17 protein-coding genes and 1 pseudogene are annotated in these 17,181 nt (G+C 65.0%); 7 read left to right on the forward strand and 11 right to left on the reverse strand.

The genetic code is table 11. The features are described 5' to 3' along the window. The 3 genes from CJEDD_RS08800 to CJEDD_RS08810 form a co-directional block, all read right to left on the reverse strand. The gene (locus CJEDD_RS08800; protein ID WP_042409670.1) at positions 1-1,395 is read right to left on the reverse strand and encodes an NAD-dependent succinate-semialdehyde dehydrogenase; all 1,395 of its coding nucleotides are present in this window, start codon (positions 1,393-1,395) and stop codon (positions 1-3) included. Further along, positions 1,385-1,705 carry a hypothetical protein gene (locus tag CJEDD_RS08805; RefSeq protein WP_042409661.1) on the reverse strand — a complete coding sequence of 107 codons (321 nt, stop codon included), beginning with the start codon at positions 1,703-1,705 and terminating at the stop codon, positions 1,385-1,387. Before CJEDD_RS08805 ends, CJEDD_RS08800 begins: the two co-directional genes overlap by 11 nt. Positions 1,706-1,966: 261 nt before the next feature. Next, on the reverse strand, positions 1,967-2,884 hold the full coding sequence (locus CJEDD_RS08810; RefSeq protein WP_042409664.1) for a DMT family transporter: 918 nt from the start codon (positions 2,882-2,884) through the stop codon (positions 1,967-1,969). A 40-nt stretch (positions 2,885-2,924) separates the two neighbouring features. On the opposite strand from CJEDD_RS08810, the gene CJEDD_RS08815 reads away from it, so the two are divergent. Next, positions 2,925-3,410 carry a hypothetical protein gene (locus CJEDD_RS08815; RefSeq protein ID WP_042409667.1) on the forward strand — a complete coding sequence of 162 codons (486 nt, stop codon included), beginning with the start codon at positions 2,925-2,927 and terminating at the stop codon, positions 3,408-3,410. A gap of 24 nt (positions 3,411-3,434) precedes the next feature. On the opposite strand, the gene CJEDD_RS08820 is transcribed toward CJEDD_RS08815, so the two are convergent. From CJEDD_RS08820 to CJEDD_RS08845, 6 genes are all read right to left on the reverse strand, one after another. Further along, positions 3,435-4,244 carry a trimeric intracellular cation channel family protein gene (locus CJEDD_RS08820; protein WP_052333864.1) on the reverse strand — a complete coding sequence of 270 codons (810 nt, stop codon included), beginning with the start codon at positions 4,242-4,244 and terminating at the stop codon, positions 3,435-3,437. Positions 4,245-4,508: 264 nt separating this feature from the next. Beyond that, positions 4,509-5,447 carry a uridine-preferring nucleoside hydrolase UriH gene (gene uriH, locus CJEDD_RS08825; RefSeq protein WP_042409057.1) on the reverse strand — a complete coding sequence of 313 codons (939 nt, stop codon included), beginning with the start codon at positions 5,445-5,447 and terminating at the stop codon, positions 4,509-4,511. Continuing rightward, positions 5,440-6,882 carry a uridine transporter UriT gene (uriT, locus tag CJEDD_RS08830; protein WP_042409054.1) on the reverse strand — a complete coding sequence of 481 codons (1,443 nt, stop codon included), beginning with the start codon at positions 6,880-6,882 and terminating at the stop codon, positions 5,440-5,442. The genes uriH and uriT overlap by 8 nt, the downstream gene beginning before the upstream one ends. A gap of 76 nt (positions 6,883-6,958) precedes the next feature. Continuing rightward, positions 6,959-7,756 (reverse strand): serine hydrolase domain-containing protein, encoded by a 798-nt coding sequence (locus CJEDD_RS08835; protein WP_042409051.1) that lies wholly within the window; start codon positions 7,754-7,756, stop codon positions 6,959-6,961. Positions 7,757-7,830: 74 nt separating this feature from the next. Continuing rightward, positions 7,831-8,481, reverse strand: a complete 651-nt coding sequence (locus CJEDD_RS08840; protein ID WP_042409048.1) for a hypothetical protein — start codon at positions 8,479-8,481, stop codon at positions 7,831-7,833. Positions 8,482-8,491: 10 nt separating this feature from the next. Continuing rightward, positions 8,492-9,154, reverse strand: coding sequence for a DUF4230 domain-containing protein (locus CJEDD_RS08845; RefSeq protein WP_232297758.1), 663 nt, complete (start codon positions 9,152-9,154; stop codon positions 8,492-8,494). 190 nt (positions 9,155-9,344) lie between these two features. Here CJEDD_RS08845 and CJEDD_RS08850 point away from each other — a divergent pair, with 190 nt between their 5' ends. Continuing rightward, a complete protein-coding gene (locus CJEDD_RS08850; RefSeq protein ID WP_042409060.1) occupies positions 9,345-10,904 on the forward strand; it encodes an AbgT family transporter in 1,560 nt (519 codons plus the stop codon). 120 nt (positions 10,905-11,024) lie between these two features. On the opposite strand, the gene CJEDD_RS08855 is transcribed toward CJEDD_RS08850, so the two are convergent. Then, positions 11,025-11,222: a hypothetical protein gene (locus tag CJEDD_RS08855; protein WP_042409045.1), complete on the reverse strand. Its 198-nt coding sequence runs from the start codon at positions 11,220-11,222 to the stop codon at positions 11,025-11,027. A 76-nt stretch (positions 11,223-11,298) separates the two neighbouring features. Between CJEDD_RS08855 and CJEDD_RS08860 the strand changes: the two genes are divergently transcribed. From CJEDD_RS08860 to CJEDD_RS08870, 3 genes and pseudogenes are all read left to right on the forward strand, one after another. Next, positions 11,299-11,808 carry a hypothetical protein gene (locus tag CJEDD_RS08860; RefSeq protein ID WP_157034518.1) on the forward strand — a complete coding sequence of 170 codons (510 nt, stop codon included), beginning with the start codon at positions 11,299-11,301 and terminating at the stop codon, positions 11,806-11,808. A gap of 427 nt (positions 11,809-12,235) precedes the next feature. Beyond that, a complete protein-coding gene (locus tag CJEDD_RS08865) occupies positions 12,236-12,940 on the forward strand; it encodes a hypothetical protein (protein ID WP_042409042.1) in 705 nt (234 codons plus the stop codon). A gap of 568 nt (positions 12,941-13,508) precedes the next feature. Beyond that, a pseudogene (locus CJEDD_RS08870) lies at positions 13,509-13,730 on the forward strand (AbgT family transporter); the annotation flags it as partial. A gap of 24 nt (positions 13,731-13,754) precedes the next feature. Here the strand turns inward: CJEDD_RS08870 and CJEDD_RS08875 are convergent. Further along, complete coding sequence (locus CJEDD_RS08875; RefSeq protein WP_273657482.1) at positions 13,755-15,059, reverse strand: ISL3 family transposase; 1,305 nt, start codon at positions 15,057-15,059, stop codon at positions 13,755-13,757. Between the two features lie 220 nt (positions 15,060-15,279). Here CJEDD_RS08875 and CJEDD_RS08880 point away from each other — a divergent pair, with 220 nt between their 5' ends. Continuing rightward, positions 15,280-16,362, forward strand: a complete 1,083-nt coding sequence (locus tag CJEDD_RS08880; protein ID WP_042410416.1) for an ImmA/IrrE family metallo-endopeptidase — start codon at positions 15,280-15,282, stop codon at positions 16,360-16,362. Continuing rightward, positions 16,343-17,074: a hypothetical protein gene (locus tag CJEDD_RS08885; protein ID WP_042410418.1), complete on the forward strand. Its 732-nt coding sequence runs from the start codon at positions 16,343-16,345 to the stop codon at positions 17,072-17,074. Before CJEDD_RS08880 ends, CJEDD_RS08885 begins: the two co-directional genes overlap by 20 nt. Positions 17,075-17,181 lie beyond the last annotated feature (107 nt).

Raw genomic sequence — 17,181 nt, forward strand, 5'->3', positions numbered from 1 at the left:
CTACACCTGCGAGTCGGAGCCCGCGACGTAGAAGCGCTGCTTGTTCACGAACTCGTCCATGCCCAGCGGGCCGAGCTCGCGACCGAGGCCGGACGCCTTCACGCCGCCGAACGGCAGCTCGGCGCCCCGGGCCTGCGGGATGTTCACGTGGATCATGCCGGTGTCGATCTTGGACGCGACGCGCTTCGCACGCTCCTCGTCCTCCGACATGACGGCGCCACCGAGGCCGTAGCGCGAGTCGTTCGCTAGCTCGATGGCCTCGTCCTCGGAGGAAACCTTGTACACCTCGGCGACCGGGCCGAAGAACTCCTCGTAGTAGGAGTCGGTGCCGGCCGGGATGCCGGTAATCACGGCCGGGGTGATGTAGGCGCCCTTGCCGGTGACCTCGCCACCGACGTGCAGCGTCGCGCCCTCGTCGACGGCGACCTTGAGCTGCTGCGCGAGCTTCTCGGCCGCGTCGCGGGAGGACAGCGGGTAGAACTCCGCGCCGTCGCCCGGGTTCCGGGGATCGCCCTCGCTATACGACGACGCCAGCGCCACCAGCGCGTCGACGAACTCGTCGTAAATGTCGTCCATGACGATCATGCGCTTGTTCGACGTGCAGGCCTGGCCGACGTTGCCGATGCGCTTGTTCCACGCCGTTTCCGCCGCCTTCTTCACGTCGGAGGCGTCGAGCACGACGTACGGGTCGGTGCCGCCGAGCTCGAGCACGCACTTCTTCAGCGCCTTGCCCGCCTGCGCGGCGATCTCGCGGCCGGCGCGCTCGGAGCCGGTGAGCGAGACACCCTGCACGCGCTTGTCCTCGATGATCGTGGAGACCTGCGAGTGCTGCGCGTACAGGTTCGTGTAGATGCCCTTCGGCGCGCCGGCCTCGTCGAAGATGCGCTCGATCGCCGCCGCGGAGCGCGGGCAGATCTCGGCGTGCTTGACCATGACCACGTTGCCGGCCATGAGCGCCGGCGCCGCGAAGCGCGCGACCTGGTAGTACGGGAAGTTCCACGGCATGATGCCGAGGATCACGCCGAGCGGCACCTTGCGCATCACGGATGTGCCGCCGCGCTCGTTCGGGATCTCCTCGTCGGCCCCGAACTCGGCGCCGTGGTCGGCGTAGTAGTTGAAGATCTCCACGACGTCGTCGACCTCGGCGTCGCCCTCGTTGATGGCCTTGCCCATCTCGTCGGCGATGATCTTGGCGAGGTCGGCGCGTTGCGCGTCGAAAAGCGATGCGACCTTGCGCAGCACCTCGCCGCGCTCCTCGAAGCTCTTCTCGCGCCACTGCTTGAACGCGGCGTCGGCGGTGGCGAGGGCCTGCTCGAGTTCGTCGTCGGTGATGAAGTCGAAGGTTTCCTCGATTTCGTTGGTTTTCGGGTTTTGTACGCGGTACTTAGTGGACATGTGGCCCATGGTAGGAGCGCTGCGTGACGCTCGCCATAAAGTTTGCGTCACGGGCGAGTTCGCCGAGCGCGCGCTCGAACGGCTGCAGCTCGGCGGGCGTCGCGAGGATCGTCTCGCGACAGGAATACGTGCGGTCCGCGCGTCGCTGCCAGCGTGTGAACCACACCTCGCCTTCGTCGCCGTCCGGCAGGAGGAGCATCAGCTTCTCGACGTCCATCCGGTACTCCCCCGCCATCCCCTCGACCTCAAGCGTGTAGGTCATGCGGGCGCGGGTGCGGCACGTGCGGGGCGCGGCCAGTGTTGTCGTCATCGGTGGGGACCCTTCTCCGCGAGTGCGGCGATTGTGTGTGGCGCACTCCGGTTCCCGGTGACTAGGCGGGGTTGCCGCGCGGGTGACTGGCCCGCGCGACGGAGTGCGAGACGAGAGGTTCGTCTTCCCCAACGGCCTCTTGTTGCTCGTGCTTGCGCAGGGCTGATCTTGCTTCACACTGGTTGACTCGGGCAACCCTCAAGGCCTGGTTGATCCCCCTGTTCGCTCGAGTTGTGGTTGAGGTTGAGGAGTGTGTGCGGGTTACAGCAACCGCACCGCGAGCACGCCGAGGAACACCACCACCAGCCCGACGAGGCGCGTCGCCGTGAGCGGGTTCTTGCGCGCCCCGAATGCCCCGCGCGCCTCGAGCACCTGGCCCGCCGCGATCGTGCCCGCGTTGAAGGCGATGACGGTCGTCGCCGTGCCCAGCAGCGGGGCGAGCGTCGCGCCGGAGATGACGAACGTCGCGCCCACCAGGCCGCCGACCCACATCCACCACGGCCCCGGCTCGGGGCGGCGCGTGAACTGGCCGGGGCTCGTCGCCAGCGCCGCGATGAGCAACAGCAGCGAACCGACGGCCAGGTTGATCTCGCCGGCGTGCAGCGAGGACCCGGCGATGGTGCCCAGGTAGCCGTTCACCGCGGTCTGCACTGCCGAGCCCACGCCCACGAGCACGCCGAGCGCGCGGTACGCCCACAGCTCCAGGCCGTGGGCATCGCCTTCCGCCTTCGCCGAGGCATCGGCCCGCAGCGTGACCACGATGCCGACGAGGACGACGAGGGCGCCGAGGATGCGCGGAACGGAAACGTCGATACGCGGTGCGTTAAAGAGGCCAAACCTGTCGATGACCAGGCCCATCACCACCTGGCCGAGGATCGGCAGCACGACCGTCTGCACGGCGCCGAGGCGCGGGAAGAGGACGATGTTGCCCAGCACGAAGCACACCCCCATAAGCCCGCCGAACCACACCCACCACGGCGCGGACGTGCCCGGCGCGAAGTGCGGTAGCGGGTTGCCGCGCAGGATGGTGGTGGCAACGATGGCCACAAGCAGCGCCACGGAAAACGAGATGAGCGCCGAGACGACCGGGTGGTTGCCCACGCTCAGGCGCAGGCGCGAGTTCGCCGCGGTTTGGATCGGGATGAGCCCGCCGACGACGAGCGCGATGAGGAGGAGCATTGCCCGATCTTCTCACGTCGCGCGCCGGCGCTCATCTTGCATGACTACACCATTTCTGGGCCCAGAGCGCCCGGCGTACACACGTCCGCAGGCATCGCGTATCGACGCCTCCGGCACCAACCTCATCGGCATCACCGGTCTCGTTTGCGCGGTGCTCGGCACGCTGTTGAGCCTGGCCGCGCGCTCCGCGGCGTTCGGGGCGCCACTGCTGCAGGCCGCGTTCATCCTCGGCGTGGTGGGCCTGTTCCCGCAGGGAGCCCGCAAGGCGCTGCCCGCCGCGGCGCTCGTGGTGGACATCCTTGGCACGGCGCTCACGTCGCAGGTGCTGGCGAACCGAGTGACCACATCGTTCGGCGACGCCGAGCTGCAGATGAAGGACCTGGAGGAGCTGCTCAACGACCCGCGCTTCTACGAGGACCCGCGGTCGCGCTCGGGTGCTGATACTGGTGCGGGTACTGCTTCTGATCCGGCGGCTGGGTGGCCCACCGACTACCCGTGGGGCGGCACCCCGGCCTCCCGGCTCTGAAATAAGACCTCAGCGCGGCGGGAGCTACGCCTTCGACTCGGTGCGGGCGAGGACCTCGTTCTTCAACATGACGCGCAGCGCCGCGATGAGCTCCTCGTCGGTGGCGTCCTCGAGCGCGCGGGTGACGTCGTCGCCGGTGTCCTCACTGTTCTTGGTGTCCACGCCGAGGGCGTCGCCGATCTTTTTCTCGAGGGGGCGCTCGGTGTGCTTCGCCTGGAACATCGAAAGCCTGTCGCCGCCGAAGTAGACCGCGGCGGCGAAGATCGGCGCGGCGATCGCGGCGGCGAGCATGCCCTGCCAGACCAGGTCGAAGCGGTTGAACACGAGCATGATCACGGACGAGATGATCGCGGGGAATACGGTCATCTTTTCGGAGGTGAAGAGGGACGGGACGCGTCGTAACGCAATGTCCCTCATCATCGTGCCGCCGGTCGCTGTGATCACGGCGAGGAGAATGCAGGGGACGAAGTTGAGATCCGCCATGAGGCCCTTGAGCGTACCGGCGACCGCCCACACGCCAATGGTGATGATGTCCGCGTAGAAGCGGAAGTTCTCCCAGACCTTGCCGTGGAGGTTGCCGAAGTACGCGATGAGCGCGCCGATCGTGGCGGTAATGAGGTAGCCGGGGTTCGTGAGGGCGGCGGCCGGGCCGTTGCTCAGGATCGCGTCGCGGATAAAGCCGCCGCCCAGCGACGACAAGTACGCGATGAAGGCGAACCCGACAATGTCAAAGTTCATGCGCTTGGCCACGGTGCCGCCGATGGTGGAGGCGAGCAGCACGCCCGTGTATTCGAGGACGAAGTAGAGGTTGCCGACGTTGTCCGAAACATCCATGGGCGCCAAGGCTAGCGACGGCGTGCCCGCGGTGCCCGCGGCTGGCGACGGCGGCCGACCTGCGGCGGGGCGGCGTGGCGGGGCGGCGTGGCGGGGTTCCCAAGCCAAAACCGGCTACCTAGGACCGGCTTACGGGCCGAAAACCGGGTGATAACCGGTTGCAGGTAGCCGGTTTTGCGCTGGGGGGGGCGGGCGAACGCTGCGGGCCGGGCGAACGCCGGCGCGCCCGGGCGAGCCCCGCCGCGCCCGGGCGCCGCCCCGCCCCTACCCCAGCGCGCGGACGGCGTCGACGACGAGGTCCCAGAACCGGTCGACGTCGAGGCGAGTGGCCACGGCGGTGTGGCAGTCCGCGCCCGGCGCCGCGCGGAAATCCGCCACGGTGCGGCCGCGGGTGAGGGTGCCGGCGAGCTCGACGGACACGGGCACGCGCACGGTCTCGACCACGGTCGGGTCGATGACGTAGGCGACGGCGCAGGGGTCGTGGACCGGCGGGTTCTCAAAGCCCTGGGCGTCCTTGTAGTTGCGGCGGAAGGCGTCGAACAGCCCGACGACGAAGTCGCCGCACGCGGTGCCGAGGGATGCGAACCGCGCCTCGACCGCGGGCGTGGCCAGCGCCTGGTGCGTGAGGTCAAGCCCCACCATGACCACGGGCCAGTTCTCGCCGAACACGATCGCGGCGGCCTCGGGGTCCACAAACGTGTTGAACTCCGCCGACGCCGTGACGTTGCCCGCCCCGACCGCGCCGCCCATGAGCACGACCTCGCGCACCCGCTCCACGATGCGCGGCTCGAGGCGCGCGGCAAGCGCGATATTCGTCAGCGGGCCGGTGGGCACGAGCGTGACGGTGCCGGGTTCCTCGCGCATTAGCGTATCGACGATCCACCTCACGGCGTGCTCCTCCTCGACCGGGACGGCGGGCTCGGGAAGCGTGAAGCCGTGGATTTCCATGCCGGTGTCGCCGTGGATGTCGGTGGCGGTGACGACGTCGTTAAGCAAAGGCCTCGAGGCGCCGCGGTAGATGGGCACCCCGCTGAGGCCCGCGACCGTGAGCACCTGCTGCGCGTTGCGCGTGACGTGGTCGATGGTGTGGTTGCCGCCGACGGTGGTGAGGCCAAGCAGCTCGATGTCCGGGTTGCCGGCGGCGAGGAGGATGGCGACGGCGTCGTCGTGGCCGGGGTCGCAGTCGAGTATGACCTTACGCACGGGCGGCCAGGTCCTCCGCGGCGAGGGTGTCCGGCACCGTCTCCGGCTTCGGGATGAGGAAGGACGCGGCGAACGCGCAGGCCAGGAGCACCGCGCCGGCGATCATGCCCGCGCGGTAGCTGCCGTCGAGCGCGGAGAAGACCGCGAAGACGACCGTGAACGACAGGCCCGCGCCGAGGTTGAACGCGCCGCCGTTGAGGCCGGGCAGGTAGCCCTGGTTGTGCTTCGGTGCGAGCACGACGCCGAGGGAGCCGAGCATGATGTTGCCCATGCCGGCGTAGGTGATGCCGGCGAGGACGGACATGAGCAGGAGCATGCCGCGCGTCGGGTGGTCCACGACCACGAGGCCGAGGAAGACCGACAGCGCGGCGCCGGCGATGCCGATCTGGAGGATGATCTTGTAGCCCACGCGCCCGGCGAGCCAGCCGGAGACCGGGCCCATGATGAGGCCGGCGAGCGCGTACGGGGTGAGCGTCCACCAGGACACGACGCCGGCGGAGAGGCCGGGGCCGGCGACGTCGTCCTGCGCGAGGTTGGGCACGAGGCCGTTCATGACGGCGAAGACGCCGGTCATGGTGAGCGTGGTGGTGAGGAGCAGCGCCCACGTGCGACGCTGCGAGAGCAGGTCGGTGGACATGAGCGGGTGGGTGCTGGCCTTCTCCGCGCGCCAGAACACCACGAGCGCGACGGCGCCGATGACCAGCAGGATGATGACCATGAACCAGTTCGCGGCGGCGAGCGCGCCGGCCTCGTTGAGCGCGGTGAGGATCGTACCCACGGCCACGACGAGCGTGACCACGCCCTTCCAGTCCATCGGCTGGAGCTCACTCGACTTCGTCTCCGGCACGCCGTAGCGCACGGCGAATACGGCGATAAGCGCGGCGGCGCCGATGACCCAGAACAGGGAGCGGAAGCCGAACGCGGAGGTGAGCCAGCCGCCGAGGAGGGCGTCGACACCCGCGATGCCGCCGTTGACCGAGGTGAGGATGCCGACGAGGAACGCAAACTGCTTCTCCTCGCGCACCGCCTGGCGCAGCATCACCGACGTCAGCGCCACGGTCGGGCCGGACACGCCCTGGATGACGCGGCCGATGAACAGCATGGTCACGTTCGTGGCCAGCGCGGCGACGACCGAGCCGATCACGGTGACCACCATCATCCCCACGAGCACCTTGCGCCGCCCGATGAGGTCACCCCAGCGCGGCATGAACAGCGCGAACAGTGCCGCGGCGGTGAAGAATGCGGTCTGCGTCATGCCGATCTGGGAGGTCGTGGCGTTGAGCTCGGTCTCCATCGTGGCCAGCGCCGGGGCGAGCATCGAGGCGTTGAGCTGGAACGCGAAGACGGCGACCAGCAGCGCCGTCATCAGGGGCACGACCTGGTTGGTCGGCAGCTTCTGCCCCGCCGCTGGCTGCGGGGTGGTGTTCGTTGTCATGCGTGCAGTTTAAATCAGAGCTAAGAATGCAGCGTAACGACGAATTCCTCCGGGGGTACACCCTCTTCTTCCGGGCTTACGCCAGCGCCTCCCACAGCGCGGTGTTCGTCTCCTGCCAGAGCGGCTTCGCCCAGTCGCCGAACTCGCGATCGGTGAGCACGACGCACGCCTGGCCGCCCGCGACCCACAGGTACGTGCCCGCCATGCCGAAGTGCCCGACCGTGCTCGCGGGCATGCCGTCGCCGGTCCAGTGCGGGGATTTGTCGCCCTTGATCTCGAAGCCGAGGCCCCACGGGCAGGGCTTCTGCATGCCGTAGCCAGGCACGACGCCGCGCAGGTCGCCGAACTGGTTCGTGAACGCCTCGCCGAGCGTGGAGGGGTCGAGGAGTGTGGGCTCGAGGAGTTCGGCGGCGAACGCGCGCAGATCGCGTATCGACGACCTCCCGCCATGCCCCGCCGACCCATATATCTCCGTGTCCCCCATGCCGAGCGGCTCGAAGACCCCTTCGCGGGCGTAGTCGGCAAACGCGATGCCGGTGGACTCCTCGACGTGGTCGGCGAGGATTTCGTAGCCGGCCGAGGAGTAGATCCGGCGCTCCCCCGGCGCCTTCTGGGGCTCGCGGGTGTCGAAGCCGACGCCGGAGGCGTGCGCGAGCAGGTGGCGGATGGTTGATGAGGGGGGACCGGAGGCGTCGTCAAGCGAGAATGCCCCCTCCTCCACCGCAATGAGCACAGCGTATGCGGAGAGGAGCTTGGTCACGCTGGCGAGTTCGAAGACGCGCGTGTCGTCGCCGAGTGCGGCCTCGCGGGTGCCGACGAGCGCCGCCGCGACGTTGTCCACCGGCCAGTCGCCGAAGTACTGCTCGAGGTTCATGGCGCCAGGGTACGTGGGGGTGGGGTGGGTGTGATGGAGATTGAGGACAATATTGTCCTCATTCCCTCGAGGCCCTACCACGGCAGCTGCGGGAGCTCGGGCATCTCCACGCCCGGGATCCTCATCCCCGTGGCGGCCAGGCCGGCGCACACCGCTGAAAGGATGGCCAGGACGATCGAGGCGATCTTGTTCGGCGCGAGCGCGAGCTTCAGACTTGACGGCGCCTCCGGGGCCGTGCGGGCAATGTCCTTGCCGCAGTCGGTGAGGCGCTGGCTGGTGTAGTCGGCGGCGTTCTCGAAGAACGCGACCTCGGCGGGGCTGAAGTGGGACGTGCGCAAGGGCTGCGGCTGCGAGGAAACCCGTTCGAACTCCTCGCGGGCCACCGAGCTGCCGGTGTTATCGGCCGGGCCGGGGTGCGCGCCGTCTTCGACCACGTCGCTCACCGTGCCCCACCCATTCGCACCGAGGCCGGCTTTGAGCTTGGCCTGCCCGTCGTTCCAGGCGTCGATTGCCGCGCGGCGGGAGGTGGCTTGGTAGAGGATGTCGTCGCCGTGCAACCCCGCCGCGAGCGCTGGGATGTCGTCGGCGGTGTACTCGATGGTGCACTCGCGAGGGTTGTCATCGGCCGATGGTTCCGCAAGCGCGGCCGGCGCGGCAAGGCTAGCAACAGACAGGCACGGGACGAGGGCGCTGGCCACGGCGGCCGCGGCGACAGGGTTACGCATGCGGCAAAGACTACCGCGCGGACTCGACGCGCACCTGGTAATCGGCCTCCGCGGTGCCGTCGATGAGCGCCTGAACGTGCTTGGTCGCTAGCTCCTCCGCCCGCGAGCGCGCGCGGTCGAGAAGCCCCTGGGCGACGGCCTTGTCGCGCGCGGCGTTCTCCCGGTCCGCGATGAAGCCCGCGACGTCCTGCACTCGCAGCTGGTTGATGGGGTTCATGGACTGGTCGTAGACCTGCACACTGTCGGCGTCGATGTGGGACTCCAGCACCTCCACCGCGGGGAGTTTTACGGTGATTTGGTGGGAGGCGTCGTCCACGGAGGCGTCGATACGCGATGCGTCCTTGATGCCCGCGGTGACGCGCCCGTCGTAGGTGATCAGGAAGTTGCGGCCCGTGAACGGCACGTGCACGCCGAGCACCTCGAGGCCGGCCTGGTCGAACTTGCCCACGTCCGAGAACGCGTATTCCTCGACGGCGAGTTCCGCGATATCGCTTAGCGACGCCCCAATGGTCGTCGACTGGACCTTCTCCTCCCCCATGCCGAACAGGGCGGGGCGCATGAGGCCCGCGACGAGCGCGAGGATGGCGATGACGGCGACGGCAGCGGCTGCGACGCCCGCGCAGCCGGAGCGGCGACGCGGCTCGCGGGGCGCGATCTGGACTTCGGTGCTCACTTTGGACAGTCTACGGGCGCGCGCTTCTGTAAGCTCGCTCTCACCTTTTGTTCAAGGGTGTATCGACAAACGCCCCCGACCAGAGAGGCACGCCATGAGCGGATCCACCAGGACCCAGCCCGAAACAGCGCCGAAACGCGAGCCCGAGAACAAAGCCGAGAGCAAGGCTGACGAGACCCAGCAGGACGGCATGACCGGCTTCCTCGGCTGGATTGAAAAGGTGGGCAACAAGCTGCCCGACCCGTTCTGGCTCTTCGTCATCCTCGCCGGCGTGGTCGCCGTCAGCTCCTGGCTGGCCAACAAGGCGGGGCTGTCCGCCGTGGACCCCTCGAACGGCGAGGAGATCCACGTCGAAAACCTGCTCACCGGCGAGAACCTCTCGCGCATGGTCACGGACGCGGTGCAGAACTTCATCGCGTTCCCGCCGCTCGGCGTCGTCCTGGCCACCATGCTCGGCGTCGCCGTGGCCGAGCAATCCGGGCTGCTGTCCGCGATGGTGCGCGCGATGGTGTCCAAGGTGAGCCCGAAGATGCTCACCTTCATGGTGGCGCTCGCGGGCGTGACGGGCTCGGTGGCCTCAGACGCCATCTTCATCATCCTCATCCCGCTTGGCGCGATGGCCTTCCACGCCATGGGCCGCTCCCCGGTCGTCGGCGCGATGGTGGCGTTCGCGGCGTCGTCGGCCGGCTTCGATGCCTCCCTCATCCTCAACATCACCGACCTCCTGCTCGCCGGCATCTCCACCTCCGCGGCGCAGCTCGTGGACGCGGACTACGTCGTCTCCCCGCTGGCGAACATCTTCTTCGTCATCCCGTCCGCGATCGTGCTCTCCCTGATCATCACCGCGGTGACCGAGTTCTACATAGACAAGAAGGCCGCCGACCTCGTGGACCACGACGAAATCGACGAGGACGAGCTCCAGTTCGACGAGGACAATCAGCCCGACGACGCCCACACCCGCGAGGACGACGAGGACCTCTCGCTCACCCCGCTCGAGGCCAAGGGCCTGAAATGGGCCGGCATTGCCATCCTCGTCTTCCTGGCCATCTACTTCGCGCTCATCTTCGTACCGGGCTCCCCGTTCCACAACGCGGACGAGGGCTTCATGGAGTCCCCGCTCATCCAGGCCATCGCGGTGCCGATCTCGCTCGCGTTCTTTGTGACGGGCCTGGTCTACGGCCTCATCGTGAGCACGATCAAGGACCCGGCGGACATCCCCTCCTTCATGGCCAAGGGCCTCGAGTCGCTCCTGCCCATCCTCGTGCTGTTCTTCGTGGTCGCGCAGTTCCTCGCGTGGTTCCAGTGGTCCAACCTCGGCCCCTGGACCGCCATCAAAGGCGCCGAGCTGCTGCAGACCTGGAATCTGCCCAACGTGGTCCTCTTCGCCGCGTTCGTGCTCATGGTGACGCTGATCAACCTCTTCATCACCTCCGGCTCCGCGCAGTGGGCGCTCATGGCCCCCGTCGTCGTGCCGATGATGATGTACGTCAACGTCTCCCCCGAAGTCACCCAGATGCTCTACCGCATCGGCGACTCCCCCTCGAACATCATCACCCCGATGTCGCCCTACTTCGCCCTCGCGCTCACCTTCCTGCAGAAGTACTACAAGAAGGCCGGCGTGGGCACCCTCATCTCGCTCGCCCTGCCCTACTCGCTGTGCATGCTCGTGGGCTGGTTCATCTTCTTCATGGTCTGGTACTTCCTGGGTATCCCCCTCGGCCCCGGCGCGCCGATGGGCTACGAGGTGTAGGGGCGTTTGCGTATCGACGCCCCCTCCGGCCACCCCTCCACCTAGTGGGGTGGCCGTCAGAGGATTGAGGACAATATTGACCTCATTGCCTCCGGGCCCCTCCCCTCCTCGTCCCGGGGCCTACTTCCCAATCTCCGCCGGCGTACAGATCGGCGCCTTGCGGATGAACTCCTCGGGCGCGCCCTGCTCGCGCAGCTTGATGCCGTTGTAGCAGGAGCGCTGCACCGGCCCACGCGTCGTGCCAGTACCCTGCGCGCCGGCGATAGCCCACGTGCCGTCGCAGTAGCTCACCGAGGTGCCGAGCGCAGCCGGACCCATTGCTTATCGACGAGCCTTCGGCCCGCCCCGTCACCCGCCTAATCCGTATACAGTGTCTGCACGGGGGTGAGCGAAAGTGATCACGCAATCAAAAGACCATGAATCTCGTATCCGGCGTGCCACTAAGGCTGGTCAATCGGCTAAGACAGGTTTCTTGGCCGTCACGCGGATCACCTACATAACTGTGCTCTTGGGGGCTGCAGTTGTATTCCTCGTGGGTATTGGTTCGCTTTTCGCATGGTCAGATTTTTGGGACAATCTCCGCCTTTCGATGAATATCGTTCAAGGCGCACCCACCGCAGTAGTTGGTTTGGTTGCCGCAAGCGTTGCAGTGGATTCACTAAGGCAGAAGAGGAACGCTGACGACCGTGATGCCGCGCTAGCCAGGCTCCAATGGGCAATGGACCTCACCACCAGCGAACTGGAACGGGAGCGAACCCTTGGCTGGAACCTGCTAAGTGGACTCGTTCTTACGCCTGGCCTTCTTGCTGAGGACACGGGCCTCGCAAAAAGCATCCAAGACTACGTTAACGATGAGAAACCGCGGGCGGAAACCCCCGATGATTCTGAAGAAGCCTCGGATTAACCCGCATCAGATACTATAACGTCCCAAATGTCTCCTTTCTGGAGGGAGGAAGCAATGAGCTCAGTAACAAACCCGAGGACCCGCAAGGGCCGCAGTGCGAATAGCACGTCAACGCGCCCGAAAGTTGCCAACCGCAATTTCCAGGCGCACGGCCGCGCCGATGACCCCGCCCATGCACGAAGCACTGACCCCCGCCAAGCGGTGCGCGACGCCTTGGACGAGGAGCTTCGTTCCCGCCCCACCACAATGTGGCAAGCGTTTTGGGACGGCTTCAGGCGCGCTTAGCCCGGGCTGAACAGGAAAAAACGTCCACAACCAGTTCGCAGCGGACTTTCTCATCCCGCCTAGTGCAGTTCACGCACACCTACGTTTGCATCCGAGCCTAGACGACATTCTCCGGCTCAAGACGGCGCTGAAGGTGTCAGCCATGTCCATGCTTCGCGCCGCCCACCACCACGGAAAGCTCAGCGAGCGCGAGTACCGCTCCCATCTCACTTCCTTGTCCGCCCGCGGCTTCCGAACCAGCGAGCCAGGCAGCACGCTGCAGTACGAGCGCTCCCGCGTCTTCGACTTCGTTCTCTCCAGCGACGGAGGCTCAAGCGTCTCGAGCATCGCCGCCGAAACGAAGCTCCCGGAGCAGGATTTGCACGCCCTCATGCTCAGCGCCCAGCCCCACACGGTCTCGAACTCTGCTTATTCCACAAGCGCCCCGCCCGCCCGACGCTCCGCGTGGTCCGTTAAAGGTCACATTACAGCTCGACCGCAATGCTTATCGACGAGCTCCCGCCACATCCATAACTCCCCGTCCCCTGAATATTCCCCTGCGCGACGCCTTGGCACATGCTTAAATGTAGTTATCATTACCTTTCACAATTCCTGCAAAGGAGACTCCCGTGCCAACCTGCTTCCCCAGATCGTCGGCTCGCTGCTTGCCGTCATCACCGCAATCGGCGTGATTGTCGCCGCCGTCAACCCCGGCGGCGGCTCTGGCAGCCTGAATGGCGAGAAGACCCCCACCCCGTCCGCCACAGCGAAGCCCGGCAACTCCGGTGACTACTCCAAGCCGGTAGCAGAAGCCGTCGTTCAAGCTAATGGTGTGCGATACTATTTCACACCCGAAATGCTGATCTAGAATCCTTACGTTCAAAGGATTGGAAGAACACGTCTCGTCTTGAGCTCGAGCTCTATCCCACGGTCACACGGCGAATGCACCACCTCACTTAGAAAGAGGTGGTTATTGTGGCTTCGAAGTGGACTCCGATGGAGGTTCGCCAGGAGGCGGCTGCTCGGGTGGCATTTGGTGGGGCGGTTGCTGAGGTTGCTGCATCGTTAGGCGTCAAGCAGGACAATGTGGGTATCGCGACTAGAAACGCGGAAAAGCTGGACCGCGTGCGCAGCAGGGCGAGATTCAAGAACTAATTTCATAGCTGGCAAATCGTCCGCACAACACACAACACCTGCGCCACGCCAGAGCTATAGCTTTTCAACGCCCCGCTCCCCATGCTCTCAGTGATTCCGGCTCCCCCGTATTCCTCGCCGGCCAGCTTACCGGCTTCTACACGGGTTCCTGGCGAGCCTCTTTCGGCGGCACAGAGATGGATCTCGTCGCACCCCAGGGCACAAAGCGCACACCGCGATAACGCTTTCGCGCTCACGCTTATCGGCTGGTAAGAAATGCAGAAGTGCGCAACCTATAATTCGGCGACTCCCCCTCCAACATCGTCACCCCAATGTCGCCCTACTTCGCCCTCGCGCTCACCTTCCTGCAGAAGTACTAAAAGAAAGCCGGCGTGGGCACCCCCATGTCCCTCGCGCTGCCCTACACCGTATCGATCCTCATCGGCTGGTTCCTCTTCTTCCTCATCTGGTACTACGCCGGCATCCCGCTCGGCCCCGGCTCCCCCATGGGCTACGAGCTCTAGGGGCCTTTGCTGGCTCTTCGTGTTTTAGAGTGCGTTGATCTTGGGTTGGAGGCCGCCGGAGTGAATCAGGCAACGCAAGATGTAGTGGTTGATGTTGCGGAACCCTAGCGCGATGCCGCGGAGGTGTTCGAGACGGCCGTTGATGGCTTCGACCGGCCCGTTGGAGGCGCCGATATCGAAGAACGCGAGGATGTCGGTGCGGCGTTTGTGCAGGCTTCGCCCGAGTTGGGTCAGCTCTTGAAGCCCGGCCTGACGAAGCCCGCGGAGCCGGTTGATCAGCCTGCGCATCTTCGTTTTCGCACGGCGCTTGTTGGGGTCTTCGTAGCAGTCGATGATCTCCTGGTACACCAGCCATGTCTCTTGCAGCACCGCGTAGTCATCGTCGTAGTTGAACAACACATCCAAGCGGTGCTGCTGCTCGCCATTAAGCAGACCGGTGCGGGTGAGCATGGTGCGACGGTTTTTATATAACGGGTCGTTGGTCCTGCCGCGCCTGCCGTAGGTTTCACGCTGCAGCCTCTGACGGCACGCGGTGACTTTGTCGCCGGCAAGACGCACCACGTGAAACGGGTCCATCACCCGGGTTGCGTGAGGAAGCGCCTCGTCAGCTGCGGTGGCGTAGCCCTGGAACCCATCCATGGTGACCACTTCCACCTCGTCGCGAAATGCTTTCGGCTGTTGGTTGATCCAGCATGTGAGCACGTTCGCGCTTCTTCCCGGAATGACATCGAGCAACCTCGCTGGTTGGCCTGTGTGGTGGCGGGTCATATCCACGATCACGGTGACGAACCCGCCGCCGGCCGCACGTCGATCGTGGGCCCATTTGTGCTCATCAACCCCGATAATGCGCACCCCGGCCAAGTGGTCGGGGTCGGCGACGAGTTCCCTGGCCATGGACAATGCGAGATCGCATGTCAGCTGCCAGCTGATCCCGAGTGCTTTGGCGGTGGCGGCGATACTCATCCGGTCAATCGCTAAACGCTGCAAGATCCAGCGCACCACCCGATGCGTGACCTTCGAGCGATCGTCAGCACATGCCAGGCCAGCCCGGAAGATCTTCTGCGAACAGAGGCGGTTCACACACCGAAAGCGCGGCAGACGCACCCGTAACCGGGTGGGAAACCCGACAACAGGAAGATCCACCAACTCCCGGCAGACGTGGTCACGCAGCACACCTGGCTGTCCACACGATGGGCAGGAGTTGATCGGGTCGAGCGCTTCACAGTCGATGACGGTGAGCGTGTCGTTGTGGGCGGCATTCGTAATCGCCAACCCAAGCTCCGCGGTGCGGCAAATGGTATCGGCGACAATGTTGGAACTAGGCTGCATTACAGGGTCCTTGTTGAGTTCGGATTGGCTTGAACACCTAAATCCTTAACCCAGCAAGGACCCCCACATCTTGTGCCACACCCAAGCACCCCGAAAAACGACCCACGCACTCCCAAACACGAAGAGCCCCTTTGCTTATCGACGGCCTCCGGTTCGACTACCCTGGTTTCAGTAACGTCCCCGTCTCTTATTAAGCCCATTACATCCGAAGGTGATCACCGTGAATGAGCTCGGCGTGAAACTGCGCGATGAACGGGTCCGTCAAGGCTGGGGTTCGGGCGAGTTCGCGGCGAGCGCCAAGCTCGATGCGAAAACCTTCAGAGACATCGAGGAAGGCATCCACTATCCCTACGCGGTAGAGCTAGACGCGATCCTTTCGGTTCTGCGCCGACCCCTCTCGTGGGTTGACGGAGCGGAGTTACCGTTGGTGATGAGCCGCTACGCTCAGGTGGGAACACAGAACCCTTCCTTGATTGAATACACGCTAGAGACTGTGGTCCGGGATATTCACAATCTCATGGACCGCGAGATCGTCTCCGGAGTTGCTCGCCCGCGTTTTGATATGCCGCGTACGCACAACGAAGCCGCTCATTTGGCCAATCTCATCCGAAGGCGAGCTGGCATCGGGCTTCGCGAACCATTAATGCAACTCTCACAACTGTGCGAACGCCTGGGCCTTTGGGAATTCGCAGTTGAAGTAGACGGTTCGCCAGGTCAAACCCCCGGTTTGATGATGGAGGTGACCGGCCCCGGGGAGAATAACTCTCTCGGGATCGCTGTTATCGATTCTTCGAAGTTCTCTTTCCACCAACGTTTTGTCTTGGCTCACGAGCTATGCCACTGGCTCATCGGCGACGATTATGAGGGCGGCCCGGTAAGTCCTGATGAGCTGGACACCGATAAGGACCGGGATGAACCGCTCGAGATCGAGGAGGCGTGCAGCTCGTTTGCAGCTCACCTCCTTCTGCCGGACCAGGCGTTGTCTGGTTTCAAAACAACGAAGCACAAACTAGGCGAGGTCGAGGCGGCGCTCAAGATCGCAAAGACCTACGGCATGGGATGGCGTTCCACGATTGGACTTCTTAAAAGCGCAGGACAACTTTCCGCCGAAGATGCGGAACGATTATTAGCGAAGAAATCCGCAGATGAGGAGATAATCCGGACAAGAGTTGTCCTTGAACCGAACCGAGTCTCAAGCGAGCTCCTGCGACAGCTCCATGACGCCGTGGACGCTGGCACGTTAAGCCCTCTGGAAGCCCAGTCCTACGGTTACGGGGTGCAGTTTGCTGACGCTGATCGTTGACACCGGCCCACTCTCCCACCTTGCGCAAACCGGCCATATCCGAATCTTTGACCTCCTTTCGCAGTTGAACATCCGACTCAGATATCCGCGCGATGTGGAGATGGAGCTGCGCAGCGCCAGCGAAAAGAACCAGGCTGCCCTTTCATCAGGCGCCATTACGGTGTTGCCGCCGGATACCTCTGCCGAGGCCCGAGCGCGCGAATTAAGGGAAACCAAGCTACGCCCGAAGCAGCCCCTTTTGGATTTGCTCAGCACTGCGCCGATGGAGGGCGGCAAGAACGCGGGAGAGGCAGCCTGCATTGCGTACGCCGAGAACTTGATCCTGAAAGGGCAACCATGTGTCTATGTCGATGACTGGATGGGGCGTGCGACCGCTCACGAATCCCGGCTTGTCTGCTTATCCACACTGGACTTGCTTGCCTGCTTAGTCCGCCTGGGCCGTCTCGGGCGCGACGAGGCCGAAAGGATTGTCAGCGACCTTCTCGGCAGCAACCCCGCGGAAGATCCGGACTACCGTCTCCCCGTTAGATCCTCAGACGAGTTCACCGAGCTTTACCAGCTCGTCGACGGTTTACCAGCGCCCGGCCCCAACGACCCATGCGATGGTTGCCTGCGGGCGAACAATCTCGACGACAATGACGCTGACCACCGCACGCACTTCCTTTGTCACCTTGTTTCCGGCTGGGTACCGCCTCCTGCAATCCCGGCTTAAACGCCTCTGCGCTTAGATCACAGAACCCCTTACCCCACGCTCATTCGCTCACCTGTTCACCTTTCATCGAAGCGTACCAGGTCGCCATGCTACCCTATCGCTAACCG

The sequence above is a fragment of the Corynebacterium jeddahense genome, assembly GCF_028609865.1.
Classification (GTDB): domain Bacteria; phylum Actinomycetota; class Actinomycetes; order Mycobacteriales; family Mycobacteriaceae; genus Corynebacterium; species Corynebacterium jeddahense.

What these genes read in the sequence shown, in the direction of transcription:
- CJEDD_RS08800 (WP_042409670.1), bottom strand. Translation starts at nt 1,395, where the DNA reads ATGTCCACTAAGTACCGCGTACAAAACCCGAAAACCAACGAAATCGAG.
- CJEDD_RS08805 (WP_042409661.1), bottom strand. Translation starts at nt 1,705, where the DNA reads ATGACGACAACACTGGCCGCGCCCCGCACGTGCCGCACCCGCGCCCGC.
- CJEDD_RS08810 (WP_042409664.1), bottom strand. Translation starts at nt 2,884, where the DNA reads ATGCTCCTCCTCATCGCGCTCGTCGTCGGCGGGCTCATCCCGATCCAA.
- CJEDD_RS08815 (WP_042409667.1), top strand. Translation starts at nt 2,925, where the DNA reads ATGACTACACCATTTCTGGGCCCAGAGCGCCCGGCGTACACACGTCCG.
- CJEDD_RS08820 (WP_052333864.1), bottom strand. Translation starts at nt 4,244, where the DNA reads ATGGATGTTTCGGACAACGTCGGCAACCTCTACTTCGTCCTCGAATAC.
- uriT (WP_042409054.1), bottom strand. Translation starts at nt 6,882, where the DNA reads ATGACAACGAACACCACCCCGCAGCCAGCGGCGGGGCAGAAGCTGCCG.
- CJEDD_RS08835 (WP_042409051.1), bottom strand. Translation starts at nt 7,756, where the DNA reads ATGAACCTCGAGCAGTACTTCGGCGACTGGCCGGTGGACAACGTCGCG.
- CJEDD_RS08840 (WP_042409048.1), bottom strand. Translation starts at nt 8,481, where the DNA reads ATGCGTAACCCTGTCGCCGCGGCCGCCGTGGCCAGCGCCCTCGTCCCG.
- CJEDD_RS08850 (WP_042409060.1), top strand. Translation starts at nt 9,345, where the DNA reads ATGACCGGCTTCCTCGGCTGGATTGAAAAGGTGGGCAACAAGCTGCCC.
- CJEDD_RS08855 (WP_042409045.1), bottom strand. Translation starts at nt 11,222, where the DNA reads ATGGGTCCGGCTGCGCTCGGCACCTCGGTGAGCTACTGCGACGGCACG.
- CJEDD_RS08865 (WP_042409042.1), top strand. Translation starts at nt 12,236, where the DNA reads ATGTCCATGCTTCGCGCCGCCCACCACCACGGAAAGCTCAGCGAGCGC.
- CJEDD_RS08875 (WP_273657482.1), bottom strand. Translation starts at nt 15,059, where the DNA reads ATGCAGCCTAGTTCCAACATTGTCGCCGATACCATTTGCCGCACCGCG.